Source organism: Pseudomonas sp. LBUM1652, from assembly GCF_059716105.1.
The window spans coordinates 5,455,962-5,475,674 of sequence record NZ_CP166804.1 but is presented as its reverse complement, the minus strand read 5'-3'; the positions used below and the strand labels follow the sequence as shown (position 1 = coordinate 5,475,674).

Here is a 19,713-nt window from a genome sequence, read left to right as displayed (position 1 = left end):
GGTCGTCCGTCTATTCGTACGCCGTCAGGCAGGTTGACGGGTAAGAACCTGTAGCGTTCGGTGAATTCCATTCCATAAAGTTTTTTTGTGAAGTTATCAGATGGTTCCAGATTTTGCGTTGTGCTGAATGTATTTTAGAATCTGCCAAATTTCAGTGGGATCTCATCATGGCCGGCAGTCAAATTGAACGGGTTTTCAGCGTGCTGGAAAACCTCACCAGTGAGCCGCGTGGTTTAGCGCTGCAAACGCTCGCCGAGCAGATCGACATCCCGAAAAGTGCGACTCACCGCTTGCTCGCCGAGCTGACCCGACTGGGTTATGTAAGGCAGAACCCGGAGACCTTGCGGTATCACTTGTCGACCAAACTGGTGGCGATGGGTTTTCGTTACCTGTCGAGCAGCGGCGCCGATATCGTGCAACCGGTGCTTGACCGCTTGGCTCAGGAAACCGGCGAGCTAATTCGACTTGGGGTTATCGACGGCGAGCGCCAGACCTGGATCGCCAAGGCTCAGGGCGCGCGCAGCGGTTTGCGTTACGACCCGGACATGGGCCGCGATGCGCCGCTGTTCTACACCGCGTCGGGCCATGCGTGGCTGGCGTGCATGAGCGATGCTGAGGCGTTGTCGCTGGTTGAGCGCCAGGGCGCCGAGGTGCCGGCGGATATCGGGCCGAATGCGCCGCGCTCCAATATCGAATTGCTCGAGCGTCTGCGGGTCGCCCGGGAGCAAGGGTATGCTTGCGTCGAAGAAAGTTCGGCCGTGGGGACTGCGGCAATTGCGGCGGTGGTGCGCCACCCCGCTGATGGGCGGGTGATCGGTGTGCTGAGCATCGCCGGGCCGAGTGCGCGGATGCCGGGCGCGAGGCTGCACGAACTGGCACCGTTACTGTTGAAATTCACTGAAGAGTTGTCGGCGGCGAGTCTGGCTTCGGAGCTGTTCGTTTAACTTGAGTTCACTTGGGCCCTCTGCACCTGCTCGCTTGTAAAACTGTGCGCTGTTCGCACACTTTTATGGTTGTCGGGTGTCGTAATCTGGAACCAGGTTCTAGATTGTTGCTTGAGGCTTTTTTCCTCAGCTTGTTTTCTTCAGAGATAGCCAATGACTGTCAGCACCCCACTTTCCGGAGTCAACCAACCCTTCAAGGGGATCTTGCTGATTGTCGTGGCGACCTTCCTGTTCTCCAGCCATGACGCACTGTCGAAGTATCTGTCGGGGTTCTATCCGATCGTGATGGTGGTGTGGGCGCGGTATGTCGTGCACACCTTGTTGATGGCGGGGATTTTTCTGCCGCGTTCCGGGTTGCGTGTCCTGCGCACCAAAAAGCCTTTATGGCAGTTGACCCGCGCACTGTGTCTGCTTGGCACGAGTCTGTTCTTCACCACGGCACTTTTGTACATCCCGCTGGCGGAAGCCACGGCGGTTAACTTTCTTGCGCCGGTTTTGGTGACGGCGTTGTCGGTACCACTGCTGAAGGAGCGGGTGACGCGCGGCCAATGGATTGCGGTGATTTGCGGCTTTGTCGGTGTGCTGATCATCGTCCACCCGGGCGGTGAACTGTTCACGCCGGCGGTGTTGCTGCCCTTCTGCTCGGCACTGTTTTTCTGCTTCTACCAACTGCTGACTCGCAAGCTCGCCGAAGTCGACAGCCCGACCACCAGCAACTTCTTTGCCGGGTTGTGCAACACGTTGGTGATGAGTGCGCTGGTGCCGTTCTTCTGGCAGGTGCCGACGCTGACCCACGCCGGGCTGATGCTGGCACTGGGCAGTTGCGGGATGACCGCGCATTTGTTTCTGACTCAGGCGTTCCGCCATGCCGCGCCGGCGTTGCTGGCGCCGTTCGGTTATTGCCAGATTGTGTTTGCGGGGTTGTTGGGCTGGCTGCTGTTCAACCACACGCCGAGTCTGTTGACGATGATCGGGATTGCGGTGATCTGTTGCAGCGGGTTGGCGGCGGCGTGGCAGCAAAGTCGCCGCTGAAAAGACAGCCGGCCTGAAATCAGGCCGGTGTTTGTAGGCAGGTTACTCGGTAACGGTCGGAATCTTGCGCGGTGCCATGAAGTACATCCACGTCAGCGCAATGAAATACATCGCCGGAATCAGGGTGAACAACACGGTGTAGTTGTTGTTGGTGACGGTGAGGATGTGGCCGACGATCTGAGTCATGAACATTCCGCCGATCGCCGCGCACATGCCGCCGAAACCGAACACCGTGCTCATCATGTGCTTGGGCGTGTAGTCCATCACCAGGCTCCAGATGTTCGCCGTCCATGCCTGGTGCGCGCCGATTGCCAGGGAAATAGCAGCCACGGCGACCCACAAATTGGCGGAGCCGGCAGCCATGACCACGCCGATAATGCAGCAGGCGAACAGCAACATCGACAGCAACCGCGCCTTGATCGCGTTCATCCCGCGACCGATCAGGAACGAGGACAGAATGCCGCCACCCACGCTGCCAAAGTCGGCGGTGACGTAGATGATGATCAGCGGGATCCCCATCTGGGTCACGTTGATGCCCAGGTTGTATTGCTGATTGAGAAACGGCGGCAGCCAGTACAGGTAGAACCAGAACACCGGCGCGGTCAGCGAGTAGGCGAGGGCGAAGGCCCAGGTGCCGCGCATCCGCAGGATTTTCGAGAACGGCACGCGGGCCTGCTCCGGTTCGACTTCCTGCTGGATGTAATCCAGCTCGGACTGTTTCACGCTCGGGTGATCTTCCGGGTTGTAATACTTCAGGCCCCAGAACAACAGCCAGATCCCGCCCAGCGCCGCCATGCACAGAAACGCGGCTTGCCAGCCCCACACATGAAGAACCAGCGGCAGCAGCATCGGCGTGAACATGGCACCGACGTTGGTGCCGGCGTTGAAGATGCCGGTGGCGACGGCGCGTTCACCCGCCGGGAACCACAGACGCGTGGTTTTCACACAAGCGGGATAGTTCGCCGCTTCGGTCAGGCCGAGGACGAAACGGCAGACCATGAAGCCGACCGCCGATGTCGCCAGGCCGTGGGCACCCGTGGCCAGGCTCCAGAGCAGCACGGCGCAGAAGAACACGCGCTTGACGCCGACCCGGTCGATCAGTCGCCCTTGCAGCACGAAACCAATGGCGTAGCCGACCTGAAACCAGAAGTTGATGTTGGCGTAATCCATCGCCGTCCAGCTCATTTCCTTGGCGAGGATGGGCTGCATGACGCCGAGGGCGGCGCGGTCGATGTAGTTCAGGGTGGTGGCGAAAAACACCAGCGCCAGCATGCCCCAACGGGTTTTGCCGACAGCCAGGGCGCCGCGGATCTTGTCGCCGATGCCACCCGTGGCAGTGCTCATGGCCGGAGCCATGCGGGAAGTCTGTGAAGGAATCATGTGTTCCACCCGTTTTTGGATTTTTTATTTGGTGTGCTTTTTGGTTTGCACGCTGCGACCGGTGGTTCAGGCCCGGACTCAATGTGCGGTCGATGTTGGGCAGTGGACGAAAAATCGTCAATTCGTCAAAACGGCATTGTGTTCGATAATCGCACGCAAAACTAACCGGGTAGTACACTTTAAATTGCTGCGCGAAGTGATGCAGCCAATAATTTACCCCACGACAAAAATGGTCCCCCGCAACAAAGCGGCGCAGTCCGGGAGTTGAAACATGCAGCGTTCCATTGCCACCGTTTCCTTGAGCGGCACCCTGCCGGAAAAACTCGAAGCCATCGCCGCCGCCGGGTTCGACGGGGTGGAGATTTTCGAGAACGACCTTCTGTACTACGACGGCAGTCCACGTGAAATTAAACAGATGTGCGCCGATCTCGGGATTGCCATCACCCTGTTTCAGCCGTTCCGCGATTTTGAAGGCTGCCGCCGTGATCGGCTGGCGCGCAATCTGGAGCGGGCCGAGCGCAAGTTCGACCTGATGCAGGAACTGGGCACCGATCTGGTGCTGGTGTGCAGCAACGCTTCGGCGGACAGCGTCGGCGATCAGCAAATACTCATCGATGACCTGCGCTTGCTGGCTGAACATGCCGGCGCCCGTGGCTTGCGCATTGGCTATGAAGCACTGGCCTGGGGCCGTCACGTCAATACGTATCAACAGGTCTGGGACATCGTGCGTCAGGCCGATCACCCGAGCCTCGGCGTGCTGCTCGACAGCTTCCATACGCTATCGCTCAAGGGCGATCCGCGTGCGATTGCCGAGATTCCTGGCGACAAGATTTTCTTCGTGCAAATGGCCGATGCGCCGATTCTGGCGATGGATGTTCTGGAGTGGAGTCGGCATTTTCGCTGCTTCCCGGGGCAGGGCGAGTTTGATCTTGCGGGGTTCCTCGCGCCGATCATCAAGAGTGGCTACACCGGGCCGCTGTCGCTGGAGATTTTCAACGATGGCTTCCGCGCCGCACCGCCACGGGCCAATGCGGCAGACGGCTTGCGCTCGCTGCTCTATCTGGAAGAGAAAACCCGTCAGCGTCTGGAGCAGGAAGCGGCCCCCGTGGCCAACCGCGAAATCCTTTTCGAAACGCCGAAGGCCAGCGAGTACAACGGCATCGAGTTTCTCGAATTCGCTGTCGATGAAAGCCTCGGCGCCAAGTTGTCGAACTGGCTGGAACGCCTGGGGTTCGTCAAGGCCGGGCAACATCGCTCCAAGAGTGTGAGCCTGCTGCGACAGGGTGATATCAACCTGATCCTCAACGCTGAACCCTATTCGTTTGCACACAGCTTTTTCGAAGCACACGGCCCGTCGCTGTGTGCCACCGCCGTGCGGGTCAAGGACAGCGCGAGTGCTCTGGCGCGTGCCGTTGCCTACAAGGGCCAGCCCTATCGCGGTCTGGTCGGTCCTAACGAATTGGAACTGGCGGCAGTGCGCGCGCCGGATGGCAGCCTGATTTATCTGGTGGATGAGGCGGCTGATGTGTATGGCACCGACTTCAATCTGCTGCCAGGCGCGCAGGTGCGCGGAGGCCTCAAGCGCATCGATCACATGGCCATGGCGCTGCCGGCGGATAGCCTCGACAGTTGGGTGCTGTTCTACAAGAGCCTGCTGGATTTCGAGGCCGATGACGAAGTGGTGCTGCCCGACCCCTATGGTCTGGTGAAAAGCCGCGCGCTGCGCAGTCGTGACAGCTCGATCCGTTTGCCGCTGAACATTTCCGAGAACCGCAACACCGCGATCTCCCATGCGTTGTCGAGTTATCGCGGCTCCGGTGTGCATCACATCGCCTTCGATTGTGACGATATCTTCGCCGAAGTCAGCCGAGCCAAAGAGGCCGGCGTGCCGCTGCTGGATATTCCGCTCAACTATTACGACGACCTTGCCGCGCGTTTTGACTTCGACGACGAGTTCCTCAGTGAGCTGGCGTATTACAACGTGCTCTATGACCGTGACGCCCAGGGTGGTGAGTTGTTTCACGTTTACACCGAGCCGTTTGAGGGGCGGTTCTTCTTCGAGATCATCCAGCGTAAAAACGGCTATGCCGGATACGGCGCGGCGAACGTCGCGGTGCGGCTGGCGGCGATGGCCAAATCACGCAGTGGCGCCGTCCGTCAGGCGAAGTTGTAGGAAATTCGTAAGCGCGGGATTAAACACGGGTCGCGCGGCTTCCTTCACCGTGCCGCGCAGCCCATAATCGCCAGCCTGTGCAGTGATGGCCGTGAGCCCGCAATGACAATGACTTCAGAACTCCCCGCAGCCCCCATCGAGCCCGCCGTTGAGCCGCGCAAGAGTCGCAAGAACAATCCGGAAAAGACCCGCGAGAACATCCTGCAGGAGGCGATCGTCGAGTTCGTCCAGCAAGGATTGTCCGGCGCGCGCGTCGACGCGATCGCCGAACGCATCCACACCTCCAAACGCATGATCTATTACTACTTCGGCAGTAAGGAGCAGCTGTACGTCGAGGTGCTGGAAAAGCTCTACGGCGATATTCGTAACACGGAAAGCCGTCTGCACCTTGCCGAGCTGTCGCCAGTGGTAGCGATCCGGCGGCTGGTGGAGTTCACTTTCGATCATCACGACCGCAACGTCGATTTTGTCCGCATCGTCTGCATTGAAAACATCCACAACGCCGAATTCGTGAAGCGTTCCGATGCGATCAAGGCGATGAACAACACCATCCTCGATTCACTCGGCGAGATTTTGCGTCGGGGCGCCGAAGAAGGCGTTTTCCGCAGCGGGCTCAACGCGCTGGACGTGCATTTGCTGATCAGCTCGTTCAGCTTCTATCGCGTGTCGAACCGCCACACATTCGGTGAGATTTTTCAGATTGATCTGCCGGACGAGAGCATCAAGCAGCGTCATCGCGAGATGATCTGCGAGTCGGTGTTGCGTTACTTGCAGGCCTGACATGAGACGAGGGGGCAAGCCCCCTCATTTGGCTAGCCATTCATGCTTTGGAAGTGCGCAAGCATGCGCTGCGCATCCGGCACCACGCCACTGAACAACTCAAACGCCTTCACCGCCTGAAACACCGCCATGTTGCCGCCATCCAGCGTCCGGCAACCTATGGCGCGGGCGTTGCGCAGCAGTTCGGTTTCCAATGGGAAGTACACGATCTCCGCCACCCACAATTCCTTGCGCAGCAACTCGACTGGCACCGGCATACCCGGCAGTTTGGCCATGCCCATCGGTGTGGTGTTCACCAAGCCGTCAGCCTGATTCATTGCGCTCGGCAAATCCTGCCCGGCCACTGCGCGGCCAAAGCCGAAATGCTCATTGAGGTTGTTCGCCAGATGCTCGGCGCGATCACTGTCCACGTCGAAAATGTTCAGCCTTTGTACGCCTTCGCTCAATAGCGCGTGGGCCACTGCCGCGCCTGCACCACCAGCGCCCATCTGGACTACACGCTCACGGGCGGCTTCCTTCAGGCCGCGACGAAAGCCCTCGGCAAAACCCAGGCAGTCGGTGTTGTGGCCGACGCGTTTGCCGTCCTTGAGCACCACGGTATTGACCGCGCCGATACCGCGGGCTTCGGGTGACAGTTCGTCGAGCAGCGGGATAATCGCCTGCTTGCAGGGGAAGGTGATGTTGAGACCGGTGTAGTTCATGCGCTCGGCGGCCAGCAACAAGTCGGGCAGGGCATGGGTGTCCAGTTGCAGTTGATCCAGGTCGATCAGCCGATACAGATATCGCAAGCCCTGGGCGTCGCCTTCGTGCTCATGCAGCGCCGGCGTGCGGGAGGCCTGAATGCCGGCACCGATCAGCCCGGCCAGTATCACGTTTTTGCGGCTCATGCTGCTTGCCCCTTCAGCCGCTGGCTCAAGTGTTCCAGGGCCAGACGATAGCCATGGCTGCCAAACCCGCACATCACCGCCGTGGCGATGGCCGAGACAAACGAGTGATGACGGAACGGCTCGCGGGCATGGACGTTGGACAGATGCACTTCGATCACCGGCAACTCACTGGCCACCAGCGCGTCGCGAATCGCCACCGAGGTGTGCGTCCAGGCTGCCGGGTTGATGACAATCCCGGCGCAACGACCGCGAGCGGCGTGAATCCAGTCGAGCAGTTCACCTTCGTGGTTGGTCTGGCGAAATTCCACGGCCAGGCCGAATTCTTCGCCTGCGCGACCGCACAGGGCAGAGATATCCGCCAGGGTTTCATGGCCGTAAGTGGCGGGCTCACGGGTGCCAAGCAGGTTCAGGTTCGGGCCGTTGAGCACCAGAACGATAGGGGGCATGGGGGTAACTCCACTTCTTGTTTTTGGCTTGGGCCATGGGTTTCGGCCTGTGGAGATAAAATGTACTAGATGGTTACATCGGTCAATTGAACGGCGCCGGCCTTAGCGTTTTTTGTTCGGTGATCGCACAACCTGAAACAAGCGCCCACAAAAAAGCCGTCATTCACGACGGCTTCTTCGTATCTGGCAACAGCAATCAGCGGCGGGTCAGCAACACGCCCGACTCCATGTGATGCGTCCACGGGAACTGGTCGAACAGCGCGCACTGGGTAATGCGGTGCGTGTCGTGCAACTGGGCGATGTTGGCCGCCAGGGTTTCCGGGTTGCAGGAGATGTAGAGGATGTTGTCAAAGCGCCGGGTCAGCTCGCAGGTGTCAGGGTCCATGCCGGCACGCGGCGGGTCGACGAACACGCTGCCGAACTCGTAGCTCTTGAGGTCGATGCCGTGCAGGCGACGGAATGGGCGCACTTCGTTGAGGGCTTCGGTCAGTTCTTCGGCGGACAAACGCACCAGAGTGACGTTATCCACAGCGTTTTCGCTGAGGTTGCTCAGTGCGGCGTTGACCGAGGTCTTGCTGATTTCGGTGGCCAGCACTTTGCGTACGCGGGTCGCGAGCGGCAGGGTGAAGTTGCCATTGCCGCAGTACAGCTCCAGCAAATCGTCAGTGCGATCGCCCAATGCTTCGTAAGCCCAGTTCAACATCTTTTGGTTTACGGTGCCGTTGGGCTGGGTGAAGGCACCTTCCGGCTGGCGATAGCTGAACGTGCGGCCGCCGACTTCAAGTTTCTCCACTACATAGTCTTGGCCGAGCACTTCGCGTTTGCCCTTGGAGCGGCCGATGATGCTGACCCCGAGATCTGCCGACAGCTTGGTCGCTGCCGCATGCCAGTGCTCGTCCAGCGGACGGTGGTAGCACAGGGTAATCATCGCGTCGCCCGCCAGGGTGGTCAGAAACTCCACCTGAAACAGCTTGTGGCTCAACGCCGCGCTGGCCTGCCACGCCGCCTTGAGCTGCGGCATCAGTTGATTGATGCGCAGGCTGGCGATCGGGAACTCTTCGATCAGGATCGGCGTGCGTTTATCGTCCTGAGAGAACATCGCGTAATGACGCTCACCGGCCTCGCGCCACAGGCGGAATTCGGCGCGCAGGCGGAAGTTCTGAAGTGGCGAGTCGAATACGCTCGGCTCGGGTGCATCGAACGGGGCCAACAGGTCACGCAAACGCGTGACCTTGTCTTCTAGCTGTGCGGCGTAAGCCTGGGAATCGAAAGTCATGCGTTGAACCAACCCAACTTGATCACGAACAGAATCGACAGAATCACCAGCGCCGGGTTCAGCTCACGGGCACGACCGGACAGCAGTTTGATTGCGGTCCAGGCGATGAAGCCGAATGCGATGCCGTTGGCGATCGAATACGTGAACGGCATGGCCAGAGCGGTCACCACGACCGGTGCGGCGACGGTGATGTCGTCCCATTCTATTTCCGCCAGGCCCGACATCATCAAGACGGCGACGAACAGCAGCGCCGGTGCGGTGGCGAAAGCCGGAACGCTGGCCGCCAGTGGCGAGAAGAACAACGCCAGCATGAACAGAATCGCCACGACAACAGCTGTCAGACCGGTACGGCCGCCCGCACTCACGCCGGCAGCGGATTCGATGTAGCTGGTGGTGGTCGAGGTGCCCAGCAGCGAACCCGCCATGGCGGCGGTGCTGTCGGCAATCAGTGCGCGCCCCATTTTCGGCATGTGGCCATCCTTGCCCATCAGGCCGGCGCGCTTGGCGACGCCGATCAGGGTGCCGGAGTTGTCGAACAGGTCGACAAACAGGAAGGCGAAGATCACGCTGACCAGACCGATGTCCAGTGCACCCATGATGTCCAGCTGCAGGAAGGTCGGGGCCAGCGAAGGTGGCATCGACGTCACGCCATTGAACGCGGTGAAGCCAAAGGCGATGGAAACGATGGTCACCGCGAGAATGCCGATCAACACCGCGCCGCGCACTTTCAGTGCCTCAAGGGCAACGATCAGGGCGAAACCGAGGGTGGCGAGGATCGGTGCAGGCTGTTTCAGGTCACCGAGGCCGACCATGGTCGCCGGGTTGCTGACCACGATACCGGCGTTGTGCAGCGCGATCAGCGCCAGGAACAGGCCGATACCGGCCGCAATCGCCGAGCGCAGCGGCAGCGGGATGCTGTTGATGATCCATTCGCGGATGCGGAAGATCGACAGCAGGAAGAAGCATACGGCCGAGATGAACACCGCGCCCAGCGCCACTTGCCAGGTGTGGCCCATGTGCAGCACGACGGTATAAGTGAAGAAGGCGTTCAGGCCCATGCCCGGAGCGAGGGCGATCGGGTAGTTGGCGATCAGGCCCATGACCGTGGAGCCGATGGCGGCTGCCAGACAGGTGGCGACGAACACCGCACCTTTGTCCATGCCAGTCTCGCCGAGAATGCTCGGGTTGACGAACAGAATGTAGGCCATGGCCAGGAACGTCGTGATGCCCGCAAGAATCTCGGTGCGCACGTTGGTGTTGTGTGCCTTGAGTTGAAACAGCCTTTCCAGCATGTCTGCTCCCCGTGGCGCGCATGGCGCCGTGAATGTATCGACCTCAACAGCAAAGCACAGACAGTCGCAAGCGCCTGAGAAATTGTGGTGGGCCGGAAAAAGCCGCGCATCATACCAGCAGCGTGAGGAATATGGCGGTTGTTGGTGTCGATCGTCGTCGAAGTTTTGCGTTGGGTCCAACTGCGCCATACTGCGCGCTGATTTTTTGGGGGGTGGGTAACGCATGAGCAAGCGCTGGTTGAAGACTTTCGGCCTATTGGCCGTTCTGATGGGCGGGGCGTCTGGCGCCTGGGCTGCGTCGGCCCCACCGTTAACTCAGTTAAAGGTGTTGAAAGTCGAGTCACCGAGCTGCGGCTTCGAAGACATCGCTGAAGGTCAGGAACAGACGCGTTGCGACCACAGCGGCCCGAATATCAAGGTTTACGTGCTGGAGGTCGGCTACGGTCGCGAGGCGCACGTAGCGTTGGACGGTTTTGAGGTGAACGGCACACGAACCCCGGTCTGCGCTTTTGATAACGGCAATCTGACCGAGTGCACGGTCGGCAAGAAAACCTTGGGCTATCTGTATGTGCTCGACCTGGCTGGCAAGCAGGACGGTATCTTCACCTTTACCAACATGTCCATCAACGCGCCGGGCAACAGGATGTCGACGCAGCTTTACATCAAGTAACGGCGACGACCGAACGAGGCCGGGTAAAGCTGACTACGCTTTGAAGATCACTCAGCGGATAGCGCCCATGACCTTTAGAGCCCTGATTACCCTCGCCGAGGGCATCGATGATCTGCAAAGCGTGACCCTGATCGACGTATTGCGTCGCGCCGGCATCGAAGTGATGGCGGCCAGCATCGAAGGTCGGCGCATGCTGACCTGTGCCCGCGGCACCCGCCTGACCGCCGACGGCATGCTGATCGATGTGCTGGCACAGACTTTCGACCTGATCGTCCTGCCCGGCGGCGGCGTCGGTTCACAACACCTGGCGGCTCATCAGCCGCTGCAACAACTGCTCAAGGATCAGGCCAGCGCCGGACGCCTGTTCGCCGCCATCGCCGAAGCCCCGGCAGTCGCCCTGCAAGCCTTCGGCGTTTTGCGCCAGCGGCGCATGACGTGTCTACCGAGCGCCAGTCATCAGTTGTCGGGCTGTACGTTTGTTGATCAACCGGTGGTGGTTGATGGCAACTGCATCACCGCCCAGGGTTCTGGTGCGGTGCTGGAATTTGCTCTGGCGCTGGTGGAACAACTTGGGGGCAAGGCATTAAGGGCGAAAGTTGGGGGGGAGTTGTTGGTCTGACGAGCGCTAAACCTTCGCCTCTTCCACCAACTCCGTCATCCGATCCCGTTTGGCCAATGTCGGAAACAGTTTGATCCACGTCCCCGTCACCACCAGCGTACCGACTCCGCCCATTACCACTGCCGGCACGGTGCCGAACCAGTGGGCGGTGAGGCCGGATTCGAATTCGCCCAACTGGTTCGAGGCGCCGATGAACAGGCCGTTCACCGCACTGACCCGGCCGCGCATTTCGTCCGGGGTTTCCAGTTGGACGAAGGAGGCGCGGATCACCATGCTGATCATGTCCGCCGCACCGAGCACCACCAGCACGGCCAGCGAGAACCAGAACGAAGTCGACAGGCCGAAAGCGATGGTGGCGACGCCGAATATGCCCACCGCGGTGAACATCACCCGGCCGACATTGCGCTCCACGGCAAACCGCGCGAGGAACAGTGACATCCCCAGCGCGCCGACCGCTGGCGCCGAGCGCAGCAGGCCGAGGCCCCACGGCCCGGTCAGCAATATGTCTTTGGCGAATACCGGCAGCAACGCGGTGGCGCCACCAAGCAGCACCGCGAACAGATCCAGAGAGATCGCCCCGAGAATGTCCGGACGGCTGCGAATGAAACGAATCCCCGCCAGCAACGAATCCAGCGTGGCTTTGCCTTTATTCAACGGGGTTTGCCGAGCGGGCAGGTTGAGCATCAGCGAGCAGGCAATCACATAAAGCAGCACCGTCGGGCCATACACCCAGACGCTGCCGAACGCATAAAGCAAACCGCCGAGTGCCGGGGCGACGATGGTTGCCGACTGTTGCGCCGATTGCGCGGCCGCGACTGCGCGCGGGAACAGCGACGCGGGCACGATGCTCGGCAGCAGCGCCTGTGTGGTCGGCATTTCGAACGAGCGCGCCGCACCCAGCAGGAAGGCGAGGATGAAGATCATTTCCCGGGTGACGTGATCGGTGGCGCTGCCAATGGCCAGCGCCAGAGCGATCAAGGCCTGCAACGACTGACAGATCGCCGCGACTTTGCGCCGGTCATAGCGGTCTGCGACATGCCCGGTGTGCAGCATGAACAGCACGCGCGGTGCGAACTCGACAAGACCCACCAGGCCCAGGTCGAGCACGTTGCCGGTCAACTGATACAGGTTCCAGCCAATCGCCACAGTGAGCATCTGGAACCCGCTGGCGGTGAAAATCCGGGCCAGCCAGAACGCAAGAAACGGACGATGGTGACGTAACAGCAGGGGCTCTTGGCTGGGCATCTGGAGGCAGGTCTGGTTCGAGGGGGAACTGCGAGGTTATCACCAGTCTGTAACAGGAAGTTGCTATGAAAAAAAATTTAGTTAGCCAGACATCGATTATCCCCGCGCCCTCAACTCCCTGCGACAAGGGAGCACGCCGTTTCGCCACATGGCATGTACTTCAGAGCATTGCCGTAACCGTGAGGCAACTTGTCACGCGGCAAACGACCACGCGGTTCTTCGTCTGAAATGGGACTACTCTTTCAACGTTGCTTGATCCAGATCAAGGCCTCTAACGGAATTGATCCGGCGGCCCGATGGCCAGACTCCCTGCGTTGCGATGGTTGTTAAAAAAGAACGAATCAGAATTCGCCGCACTCCATATCCGTGGGGGCAGTAGGCGTAGGGGTCACAAGCCCCGCAGCCGGTATTACCTGACAGAGGAAGACTTATGTTCGGTTTAGAGGCACTCGATCTCGCCCGAATTCAGTTCGCGTTTACCGTCTCATTTCACATCCTGTTCCCGGCCATCACCATTGGCCTGGCGAGCTACCTGGCGGTGCTCGAAGGCTTGTGGCTGAAAACTCATAACGACACCTACCGTGACCTCTACCATTTCTGGTCGAAGATCTTTGCCGTCAACTTCGGCATGGGCGTGGTCTCCGGTCTGGTTATGTCCTACCAGTTCGGCACCAACTGGAGCCGCTTCTCGGACTTCGCCGGTGCCGTCACCGGGCCTTTGCTGACCTATGAGGTGCTCACGGCGTTCTTCCTCGAGGCCGGTTTCCTCGGGGTGATGCTGTTTGGCTGGAACAAGGTCGGACGCGGTCTGCACTTTTTCTCCACGGTGATGGTGGCGATCGGCACATTGATCTCGACGTTCTGGATTCTCGCTTCCAATAGTTGGATGCAAACCCCGCAGGGCTTCGAAATCGTTAACGGCCAAGTCATTCCCACCGACTGGCTGGCCATCATCTTCAACCCCTCGTTCCCGTACCGCCTGATGCACATGGCGACTGCCGCGTTTGTGGCCACGGCATTCTTCGTCGGCTCCTCGGCGGCCTGGCACCTGTTGCGCGGCAAGGACAACCCGGCGATACGCACCATGCTGTCGATGGCGATGTGGATGGCATTGATCGTCGCGCCGATCCAGGCCGTCATCGGCGACTTCCATGGCCTCAACACCCTCAAGCATCAACCGGCAAAAATCGCTGCCATCGAAGGCCACTGGGAAAACAAGGGTGACGAACCCACGCCGCTGATCCTGTTCGGCTGGCCGGACATGAAAGAAGAGAAAACCAAATTCGCCGTGGAGATCCCGTACCTCGGCAGCCTGATCCTGACCCACTCGCTGGACAAGCAAGTGCCGGCGCTCAAGGATTTTCCACCCGAAGACCGGCCGAACTCGACCATCGTGTTCTGGTCGTTCCGGATCATGGTCGGTCTGGGTTTCCTGATGATCTTCACCGGTCTGTGGAGCTTGTGGCTGCGTAAACGCGACACCCTCTACACCTCACGTCCGTTCCTGTATCTGGCATTGTGGATGGGGCCGTCCGGGTTGATCGCGATTCTCGCCGGCTGGTTCACCACGGAAATCGGCCGTCAGCCGTGGGTGGTCTACGGGCTGATGCGCACGGCGGATGCGTCGTCCAATCACAGCTTCGTGCAGATGAGCATCACGCTGATCATGTTCGTCGTGGTGTATTTCGCCCTGTTCGGTGCCGGCCTGGGCTACATGATGCGTCTGGTGCGCAAAGGGCCGAAGATCAGCGAAGGCGCAGAAACGCCAGAAGGTGGTCCGGGCAAGCAACGCACGCCGGCCCGTCCGCTGTCCGCTGCGGACGATACGGCCGATGCCGATCACGATGCTCCCAGCCTGACCAAGGAGATTTGACTCATGGGTATTGATCTTCCGCTGATCTGGGCCGTGATTATCATCTTCGGCATCATGATGTACGTGGTCATGGACGGCTTCGACCTCGGGATCGGGATTCTCTTCCCGTTCATTCCGGGCAAGACCGACCGTGACGTGATGATGAACACCGTCGCCCCGGTCTGGGACGGTAACGAAACGTGGTTGGTGCTGGGCGGCGCGGCGTTGTTCGGCGCCTTTCCGCTGGCCTATTCGGTGGTGCTCTCGGCGCTGTACTTGCCGTTGATTTTCATGCTGATCGGTTTGATTTTTCGCGGCGTGGCATTTGAGTTTCGCTTCAAGGCCAAGGACGACAAGCGTCACCTGTGGGACAAGGCATTCATCGGCGGTTCGGTGGCGGCGACGTTCTTCCAGGGCGTGGCGCTCGGCGCATTCATCGATGGTTTGCCGGTGGTCAATCGACAGTTTGCCGGCGGATCACTGGACTGGCTGACACCGTTCACGATGTTCTGCGGCGCTGCGCTCGTGGTGGCTTATGCCTTGCTCGGTTGCACCTGGCTGATCATGAAGACCGAAGGCAAGCTTCAGGAACAGATGCATAACCTGGCACGGCCGCTGGCATTCGTGCTGCTGGCCGTGATCGGTATCGTCAGTATCTGGACACCACTGGCGCACCCGGACATCGCGACACGCTGGTTCAGCATGCCGAATCTGTTCTGGTTCATGCCGGTACCGATTCTGGTGATGGTGACGATGTACGGTTTGATCCGTGCCGTGGCGCGCAATGCCAACTACATGCCGTTCCTGCTGACCCTGGTGTTGATTTTTCTCGGCTACAGCGGTCTGGGTATCAGCCTGTGGCCGAACATTGTGCCGCCGTCGATCTCGATCTGGGACGCCGCCGCACCGCCGCAAAGTCAGGGCTTCATGCTGGTAGGCACGCTGTTCATCATCCCGTTCATTCTGGGTTACACCTTCTGGAGCTACTACGTGTTCCGCGGCAAGGTCACCCATGAAGACGGTTATCACTAGGCGTGATCACGATGGCGCTGCCCGCAGCGCCATCTCCCTCAAACGGAGGATGAAGCAATGACCGGCAAACATTCCCTGAACGATATTGAAGAAGCTGAAAAAAAGCCGCTGTGGCAGCGGCTCGGCTGGTTAGCGATGATCTGGGTTGGTAGCGTCGGCGCGCTGTTTATCATCGCCAGCCTGATGCGCATGTTCATGAACGCCGCAGGCCTGACCACTCACTGAATCACTCCGTCCCGGCGCCTTCGGGTACGGATTTGTAACCCTCCTGATGGAGGGTTTTTTTTGCCTGGCGGTTTACTTGCGGGCCTTGAGGATCACGAATTTCGGTGTGGCGGCGACTTGCTCGACACCACGGAACAGCCGCGCCAGTTTGCTGTGATAACCCAGATGACGGTTGCCGACGATGTACAACGCGCCGCCCACCACCAGCGCCTCGCGGGCTTGCTGGAACATGCGCCAGGCGAGGAAATCACCCACGACCTGCTGCTGATGGAACGGCGGATTGCACAACACCACGTCCAGCGATTGCGGCTCTTGACCGGCCAAACCATCACCCGCACGCACGATCACGTCGCGATCACCGAACGCGGCGCGCCAGTTTTCGGCAGCCGACTGCACGGCCATGAACGATTCATCGACCAGCGTGTACTGTGCGTCCGGGTTTTGCAGTGCGCTGGCAATGGCCAGTACACCGTTACCGCAACCCAGGTCGGCGACTCGTGCACTGCCAAGATTCTTCGGCAGATGCGGGAGAAACGCGCGGGTGCCGATGTCCAGGCCTTCGCGGCAGAACACGTTGGCGTGGTTAAGCAACTCAATGGCCGGATCGTCAAGGCGATAGCGAGACGGGTAGGGCGACACGGCTGGCGTTTTCGCCTCAGGTGTGGCGATCAGCAGCCGAGCTTTTTTTACCGCCAGTGATGCCTGTACGGGGCCGACGTAGCGCTCCAGCAGGTCGCCCGCTGCGCGCGGCAGATGTTTGACCATCGCTGCTGCGACCACTTCAGCGCCGGGCGCCAGTTGTCCTTGCAGGCGAATCAGTTGTTCCTCCAGCAAGGCCAGGGTTTTCGGTACGCGGATCAATACCCGATCGAACGGCCCGAGCAAGGGCTCACTGGCCGGGATACCGCAAATCGCGTCGAACGCGTGGCCATTGCGCAGCAGGTTTTTTTCCAGCCCTTGAAAGCCCAGAAACGAATCACCGCTACTGCTGACCGTCACCTTGCCGAGCAGACTGGCGGCCAGCGCGCCGAAGCTGTCGTTGAGCACCAGAACCCGCGTGTCAGCCGTCGGTTGCTGCGCGGCCAGATGATTGAGCAAATATTCATCGGCGGCATCGAACGCCTGCAGCGGTTCGTTTTGCTGTTCGGGCTGGCGGATCAGGTCGAGTTGGGCGAAGGGCGTATCGAGCAAAGGCATGGGGCGGGGACTCAGGATAATCGACGGATGTCCCGCTGCCTGGGTGACGTACGGCGGAACCCGACCGAGTGGACTGCAACGCAAACGGCTGGCGTCATCACTCAGGAAGGGCATAAATGGTACGTTTTTTTCTGCGGGAATACCCGCACGTTTTAATCGGGGGCAAAGCAATGGGTCTAGATGATTCCTGCTCTGGCGGCCGCGATGACAGCGGAAATCTTGTTGCAGACGTTGAGCTTCCCGATAACGTTCTGCACGTGATAGTTCACGGTGCGTTCGCTCAAGCTGAGGATTTTCGAGATCTCATAAGCCGTTTTGCCACTGGCGGACAATTGCAGCACCTCCAGTTCTCGGGGTGAAAGATGCGGTTGGCGGGACTTGGCGGGCTGTGCGGGCAAGGCCCTGGCGAACAGTTCGCTCAAGTAGCTGGTGGCGTAGAACATATAGCCAAAATGCTCATACAACTCGAGCGGACTGATCGGGCAGTGCTTTCGGGCAAGGCTGATAATGCTGCACAAGCCGCTTTCCTCGTTATGGAACGCCTGAGACCAGCCGTGTTGCAGTCTGTGTTCCTTCAGTGATTCCCATAACTGAGGCGTTTCGGCGAATACCGTTTCATTCCATACGATGGGTAACATTGAGTGGTTGCAGTGTGCTATTACCGGATCAATTTTCCGGAAGTTTTTTTGTGCATATTGTTGATTCCATTCTTCAGGGTAGTTGTTGATTTGCAAGGCATTAAGATGAATTTCCCGGTGCGGCGAAGTGACTGAAATTGCGCAGAAGTTAAATCCTAGATTCTCGGCAAATTTCAGCAAGATCGGATAAGCGGCATCTATTCCCTTGGCGAAAGTCAGTTGCTTTAGTTGCGACTCCTTCCACGTTTCCATTAAAAACTCTCCGTTGGTGTTGCGGGGGCGCCGAGTGGATCCAAAAGATCCGGCACGGGTCGAAGTGTAGGACGTTTCCTACGAAGAGTTTTAAATTTTTTCGCTCTTGAGAATGCGTGTGTGGTCATAAAGCGTTATTAGCAATAGCGAAGTTTTAGTATGCAACTTGTCATCCTAAATTTTAGTTTGCATAGCTTGCTTGCTTTAAATGCGGTTAATAGTTGTCGGTGGCGAGCGTTGATAAAGCCATTACCAATCATCGGTGTTTAAGCGCGCAGATTTGCGGGACACTGCTGGTCATAGTTCAACGGAGTGCCCCATGACCGCCAGTGCAGAGAAGTTTACCGCTCAGACCTTGCTCGACGTGCAGCCCTTGACCTCCAGCCTGTTCACTTTGCGCACCAGTCGTGATGCCGGTTTTCGTTTCCGGGCTGGGCAATTCGCCCGGCTCGGCGTGACCAAGGCCGATGGCAGCACTGTGTGGCGCGCCTATTCGATGGTGTCGTCACCCTTTGACGAGTTTCTTGAATTTTTCTCCATCGTAGTGCCGGGCGGCGAGTTCACCAGCGAGCTGAGCCGACTGCAGATCGGCGATACCTTGCTGGTGGATCGCCAAGCATTCGGCTACCTGACCCTTGATCGCTTCGTTGACGGCCGTGATCTGTGGCTGTTATCCACCGGTACCGGGGTGGCGCCTTTTCTGTCGATCCTTCAGGACTTCGAGGTCTGGGAAAAATTCGAACGGATCATTCTGGTGTACAGCGTGCGCGAAGCGCGGGAGCTGGCGTATCAGCAGATGATTGCCGGGCTGGCGCAACGTGAATACTTGAGTGAACACGCACACAAGTTGCGTTTCATCCCGACAGTCACCCGTGAAGCCCATCCCGGAGCGTTGAACGGTCGCATTACTACACTGATCGAAAACGGTGAGCTGGAACGGGCGGCGGGCGTGGAGCTGTCGGCTGAACATTCGCGGGTCATGTTGTGCGGCAATCCGCAGATGATCGACGACACTCGTGCGTTGCTGAAAAAAAGGCACATGAGCCTCAGCCTCACCCGCCGACCGGGACAGGTGGCCGTAGAAAACTACTGGTAAACAAACGGCGCCCTAAGGCGCCGTTTTTCAGGGTGCAGTCAAGTCAGGGCTGATTGTTCCGGGCCTTGAGCAGATCGCGGATCTCACCCAGCAATTCTTCTTCCTTGGTCGGCACCGGTGGCAGGGTAGGGGCCACGGCTTCTTCGCGTTTCAGGCGGTTGATGGCTTTGACGCCCATGAAGATTGCGAAAGCGACAATCACGAAGTCGAGCACGCTCTGGATGAATTTGCCGTAAGCCAGCATGACCGCAGGGGCCTCGCCTTGGGCAGCTTTGAGCGTAATGGCCAGGTCACTGAAATCCACTCCACCGATCAGCAGGCCGATCGGCGGCATGATCACGTCACCGACAAACGATGAAACGATTTTGCCGAAGGCGGCACCGATGATGATACCGACGGCCATGTCGACCACATTGCCTTTGACCGCGAAGGCCTTGAACTCACTTATCACGCCCATAGGTTATTTCCTTGTTACAGATGAGTTTGGTGTACGCAGTGTAAATCAGCAAAACGCGTCCTGCGCGAAACACCTTCTTACAATGCCCGTTTTAATCGACACATTAATCCACGATTAGTTTGCAAAGTGCCACTAATCGCGCGCGAAATACGCCGTAACTCACTGATCGGGAAGCCAATTTTTTCAATCATGGCGTTACGTTCTTTCTATTTATGTTCAG

General features: G+C 59.1%; 19 protein-coding genes. 10 read left to right on the top strand and 9 right to left on the bottom strand.

Translation table 11 applies throughout. The features are described 5' to 3' along the window. Positions 1-167: 167 nt before the first annotated feature. Complete coding sequence (locus ACA069_RS24720) at positions 168-944, top strand: IclR family transcriptional regulator (RefSeq protein WP_489879949.1); 777 nt, start codon at positions 168-170, stop codon at positions 942-944. 153 nt (positions 945-1,097) lie between these two features. Further along, positions 1,098-1,976 (top strand): DMT family transporter, encoded by an 879-nt coding sequence (locus ACA069_RS24715; RefSeq protein WP_401267301.1) that lies wholly within the window; start codon positions 1,098-1,100, stop codon positions 1,974-1,976. Between the two features lie 42 nt (positions 1,977-2,018). On the opposite strand, the gene ACA069_RS24710 is transcribed toward ACA069_RS24715, so the two are convergent. Then, positions 2,019-3,356 (bottom strand): MFS transporter, encoded by a 1,338-nt coding sequence (locus ACA069_RS24710; RefSeq protein WP_497615395.1) that lies wholly within the window; start codon positions 3,354-3,356, stop codon positions 2,019-2,021. A 271-nt stretch (positions 3,357-3,627) separates the two neighbouring features. Here ACA069_RS24710 and quiC point away from each other — a divergent pair, with 271 nt between their 5' ends. Together quiC and ACA069_RS24700 are read left to right on the top strand one after the other, a co-directional pair. Next, complete coding sequence (gene quiC / locus ACA069_RS24705; protein WP_497615394.1) at positions 3,628-5,529, top strand: 3-dehydroshikimate dehydratase QuiC; 1,902 nt, start codon at positions 3,628-3,630, stop codon at positions 5,527-5,529. 102 nt (positions 5,530-5,631) lie between these two features. Further along, positions 5,632-6,309, top strand: a complete 678-nt coding sequence (locus tag ACA069_RS24700) for a TetR/AcrR family transcriptional regulator (RefSeq protein ID WP_497615393.1) — start codon at positions 5,632-5,634, stop codon at positions 6,307-6,309. 32 nt (positions 6,310-6,341) lie between these two features. Here ACA069_RS24700 and ACA069_RS24695 read toward each other — a convergent pair whose 3' ends face one another. From ACA069_RS24695 to ACA069_RS24680, 4 genes are all read right to left on the bottom strand, one after another. Next, on the bottom strand, positions 6,342-7,196 hold the full coding sequence (locus ACA069_RS24695) for a shikimate dehydrogenase (RefSeq protein WP_497615392.1): 855 nt from the start codon (positions 7,194-7,196) through the stop codon (positions 6,342-6,344). Then, on the bottom strand, positions 7,193-7,642 hold the full coding sequence (aroQ, locus tag ACA069_RS24690; protein WP_187681208.1) for a type II 3-dehydroquinate dehydratase: 450 nt from the start codon (positions 7,640-7,642) through the stop codon (positions 7,193-7,195). The genes ACA069_RS24695 and aroQ overlap by 4 nt, the downstream gene beginning before the upstream one ends. 196 nt (positions 7,643-7,838) lie before the next feature. Continuing rightward, a complete protein-coding gene (gene trmA / locus ACA069_RS24685) occupies positions 7,839-8,918 on the bottom strand; it encodes a tRNA (uridine(54)-C5)-methyltransferase TrmA (RefSeq protein WP_187681207.1) in 1,080 nt (359 codons plus the stop codon). Further along, positions 8,915-10,210: an NCS2 family permease gene (locus ACA069_RS24680; protein ID WP_497245258.1), complete on the bottom strand. Its 1,296-nt coding sequence runs from the start codon at positions 10,208-10,210 to the stop codon at positions 8,915-8,917. Before ACA069_RS24680 ends, trmA begins: the two co-directional genes overlap by 4 nt. A gap of 223 nt (positions 10,211-10,433) precedes the next feature. Here ACA069_RS24680 and ACA069_RS24675 point away from each other — a divergent pair, with 223 nt between their 5' ends. Both ACA069_RS24675 and ACA069_RS24670 read left to right on the top strand, forming a co-directional pair. Further along, a complete protein-coding gene (locus ACA069_RS24675; protein WP_489879952.1) occupies positions 10,434-10,880 on the top strand; it encodes a DUF4879 domain-containing protein in 447 nt (148 codons plus the stop codon). A gap of 67 nt (positions 10,881-10,947) precedes the next feature. Next, a complete protein-coding gene (locus ACA069_RS24670; RefSeq protein ID WP_497615391.1) occupies positions 10,948-11,499 on the top strand; it encodes a DJ-1 family glyoxalase III in 552 nt (183 codons plus the stop codon). 6 nt (positions 11,500-11,505) lie between these two features. Here ACA069_RS24670 and ACA069_RS24665 read toward each other — a convergent pair whose 3' ends face one another. Next, on the bottom strand, positions 11,506-12,744 hold the full coding sequence (locus tag ACA069_RS24665; protein ID WP_497615390.1) for an MFS transporter: 1,239 nt from the start codon (positions 12,742-12,744) through the stop codon (positions 11,506-11,508). A 430-nt stretch (positions 12,745-13,174) separates the two neighbouring features. Between ACA069_RS24665 and ACA069_RS24660 the strand changes: the two genes are divergently transcribed. The 3 genes from ACA069_RS24660 to ACA069_RS24650 are packed head-to-tail and all read left to right on the top strand — an operon-like array spanning position 13,175 to position 15,853. Then, positions 13,175-14,617, top strand: coding sequence for a cytochrome ubiquinol oxidase subunit I (locus ACA069_RS24660; protein ID WP_401267284.1), 1,443 nt, complete (start codon positions 13,175-13,177; stop codon positions 14,615-14,617). 3 nt (positions 14,618-14,620) lie between these two features. After that, positions 14,621-15,628, top strand: coding sequence for a cytochrome d ubiquinol oxidase subunit II (cydB, locus tag ACA069_RS24655; RefSeq protein ID WP_401267283.1), 1,008 nt, complete (start codon positions 14,621-14,623; stop codon positions 15,626-15,628). 57 nt (positions 15,629-15,685) lie between these two features. Then, entirely contained in the window at positions 15,686-15,853 is a 168-nt protein-coding gene (locus ACA069_RS24650; protein WP_187681201.1) for a DUF2474 domain-containing protein, read from the top strand. 72 nt (positions 15,854-15,925) lie between these two features. On the opposite strand, the gene ACA069_RS24645 is transcribed toward ACA069_RS24650, so the two are convergent. Further along, positions 15,926-17,050, bottom strand: a complete 1,125-nt coding sequence (locus ACA069_RS24645; RefSeq protein WP_489879980.1) for a methyltransferase — start codon at positions 17,048-17,050, stop codon at positions 15,926-15,928. Between the two features lie 176 nt (positions 17,051-17,226). Next, the gene (locus ACA069_RS24640) at positions 17,227-17,940 is read right to left on the bottom strand and encodes an autoinducer binding domain-containing protein (protein ID WP_489879955.1); all 714 of its coding nucleotides are present in this window, start codon (positions 17,938-17,940) and stop codon (positions 17,227-17,229) included. A gap of 319 nt (positions 17,941-18,259) precedes the next feature. Between ACA069_RS24640 and ACA069_RS24635 the strand changes: the two genes are divergently transcribed. Then, positions 18,260-19,036 (top strand): ferredoxin--NADP reductase, encoded by a 777-nt coding sequence (locus ACA069_RS24635; protein WP_401267276.1) that lies wholly within the window; start codon positions 18,260-18,262, stop codon positions 19,034-19,036. Positions 19,037-19,079: 43 nt separating this feature from the next. Here the strand turns inward: ACA069_RS24635 and mscL are convergent, their stop codons facing one another. Next, on the bottom strand, positions 19,080-19,493 hold the full coding sequence (gene mscL, locus ACA069_RS24630) for a large-conductance mechanosensitive channel protein MscL (protein WP_187681198.1): 414 nt from the start codon (positions 19,491-19,493) through the stop codon (positions 19,080-19,082). Between the last annotated feature and the right edge of the window lie 220 nt (positions 19,494-19,713).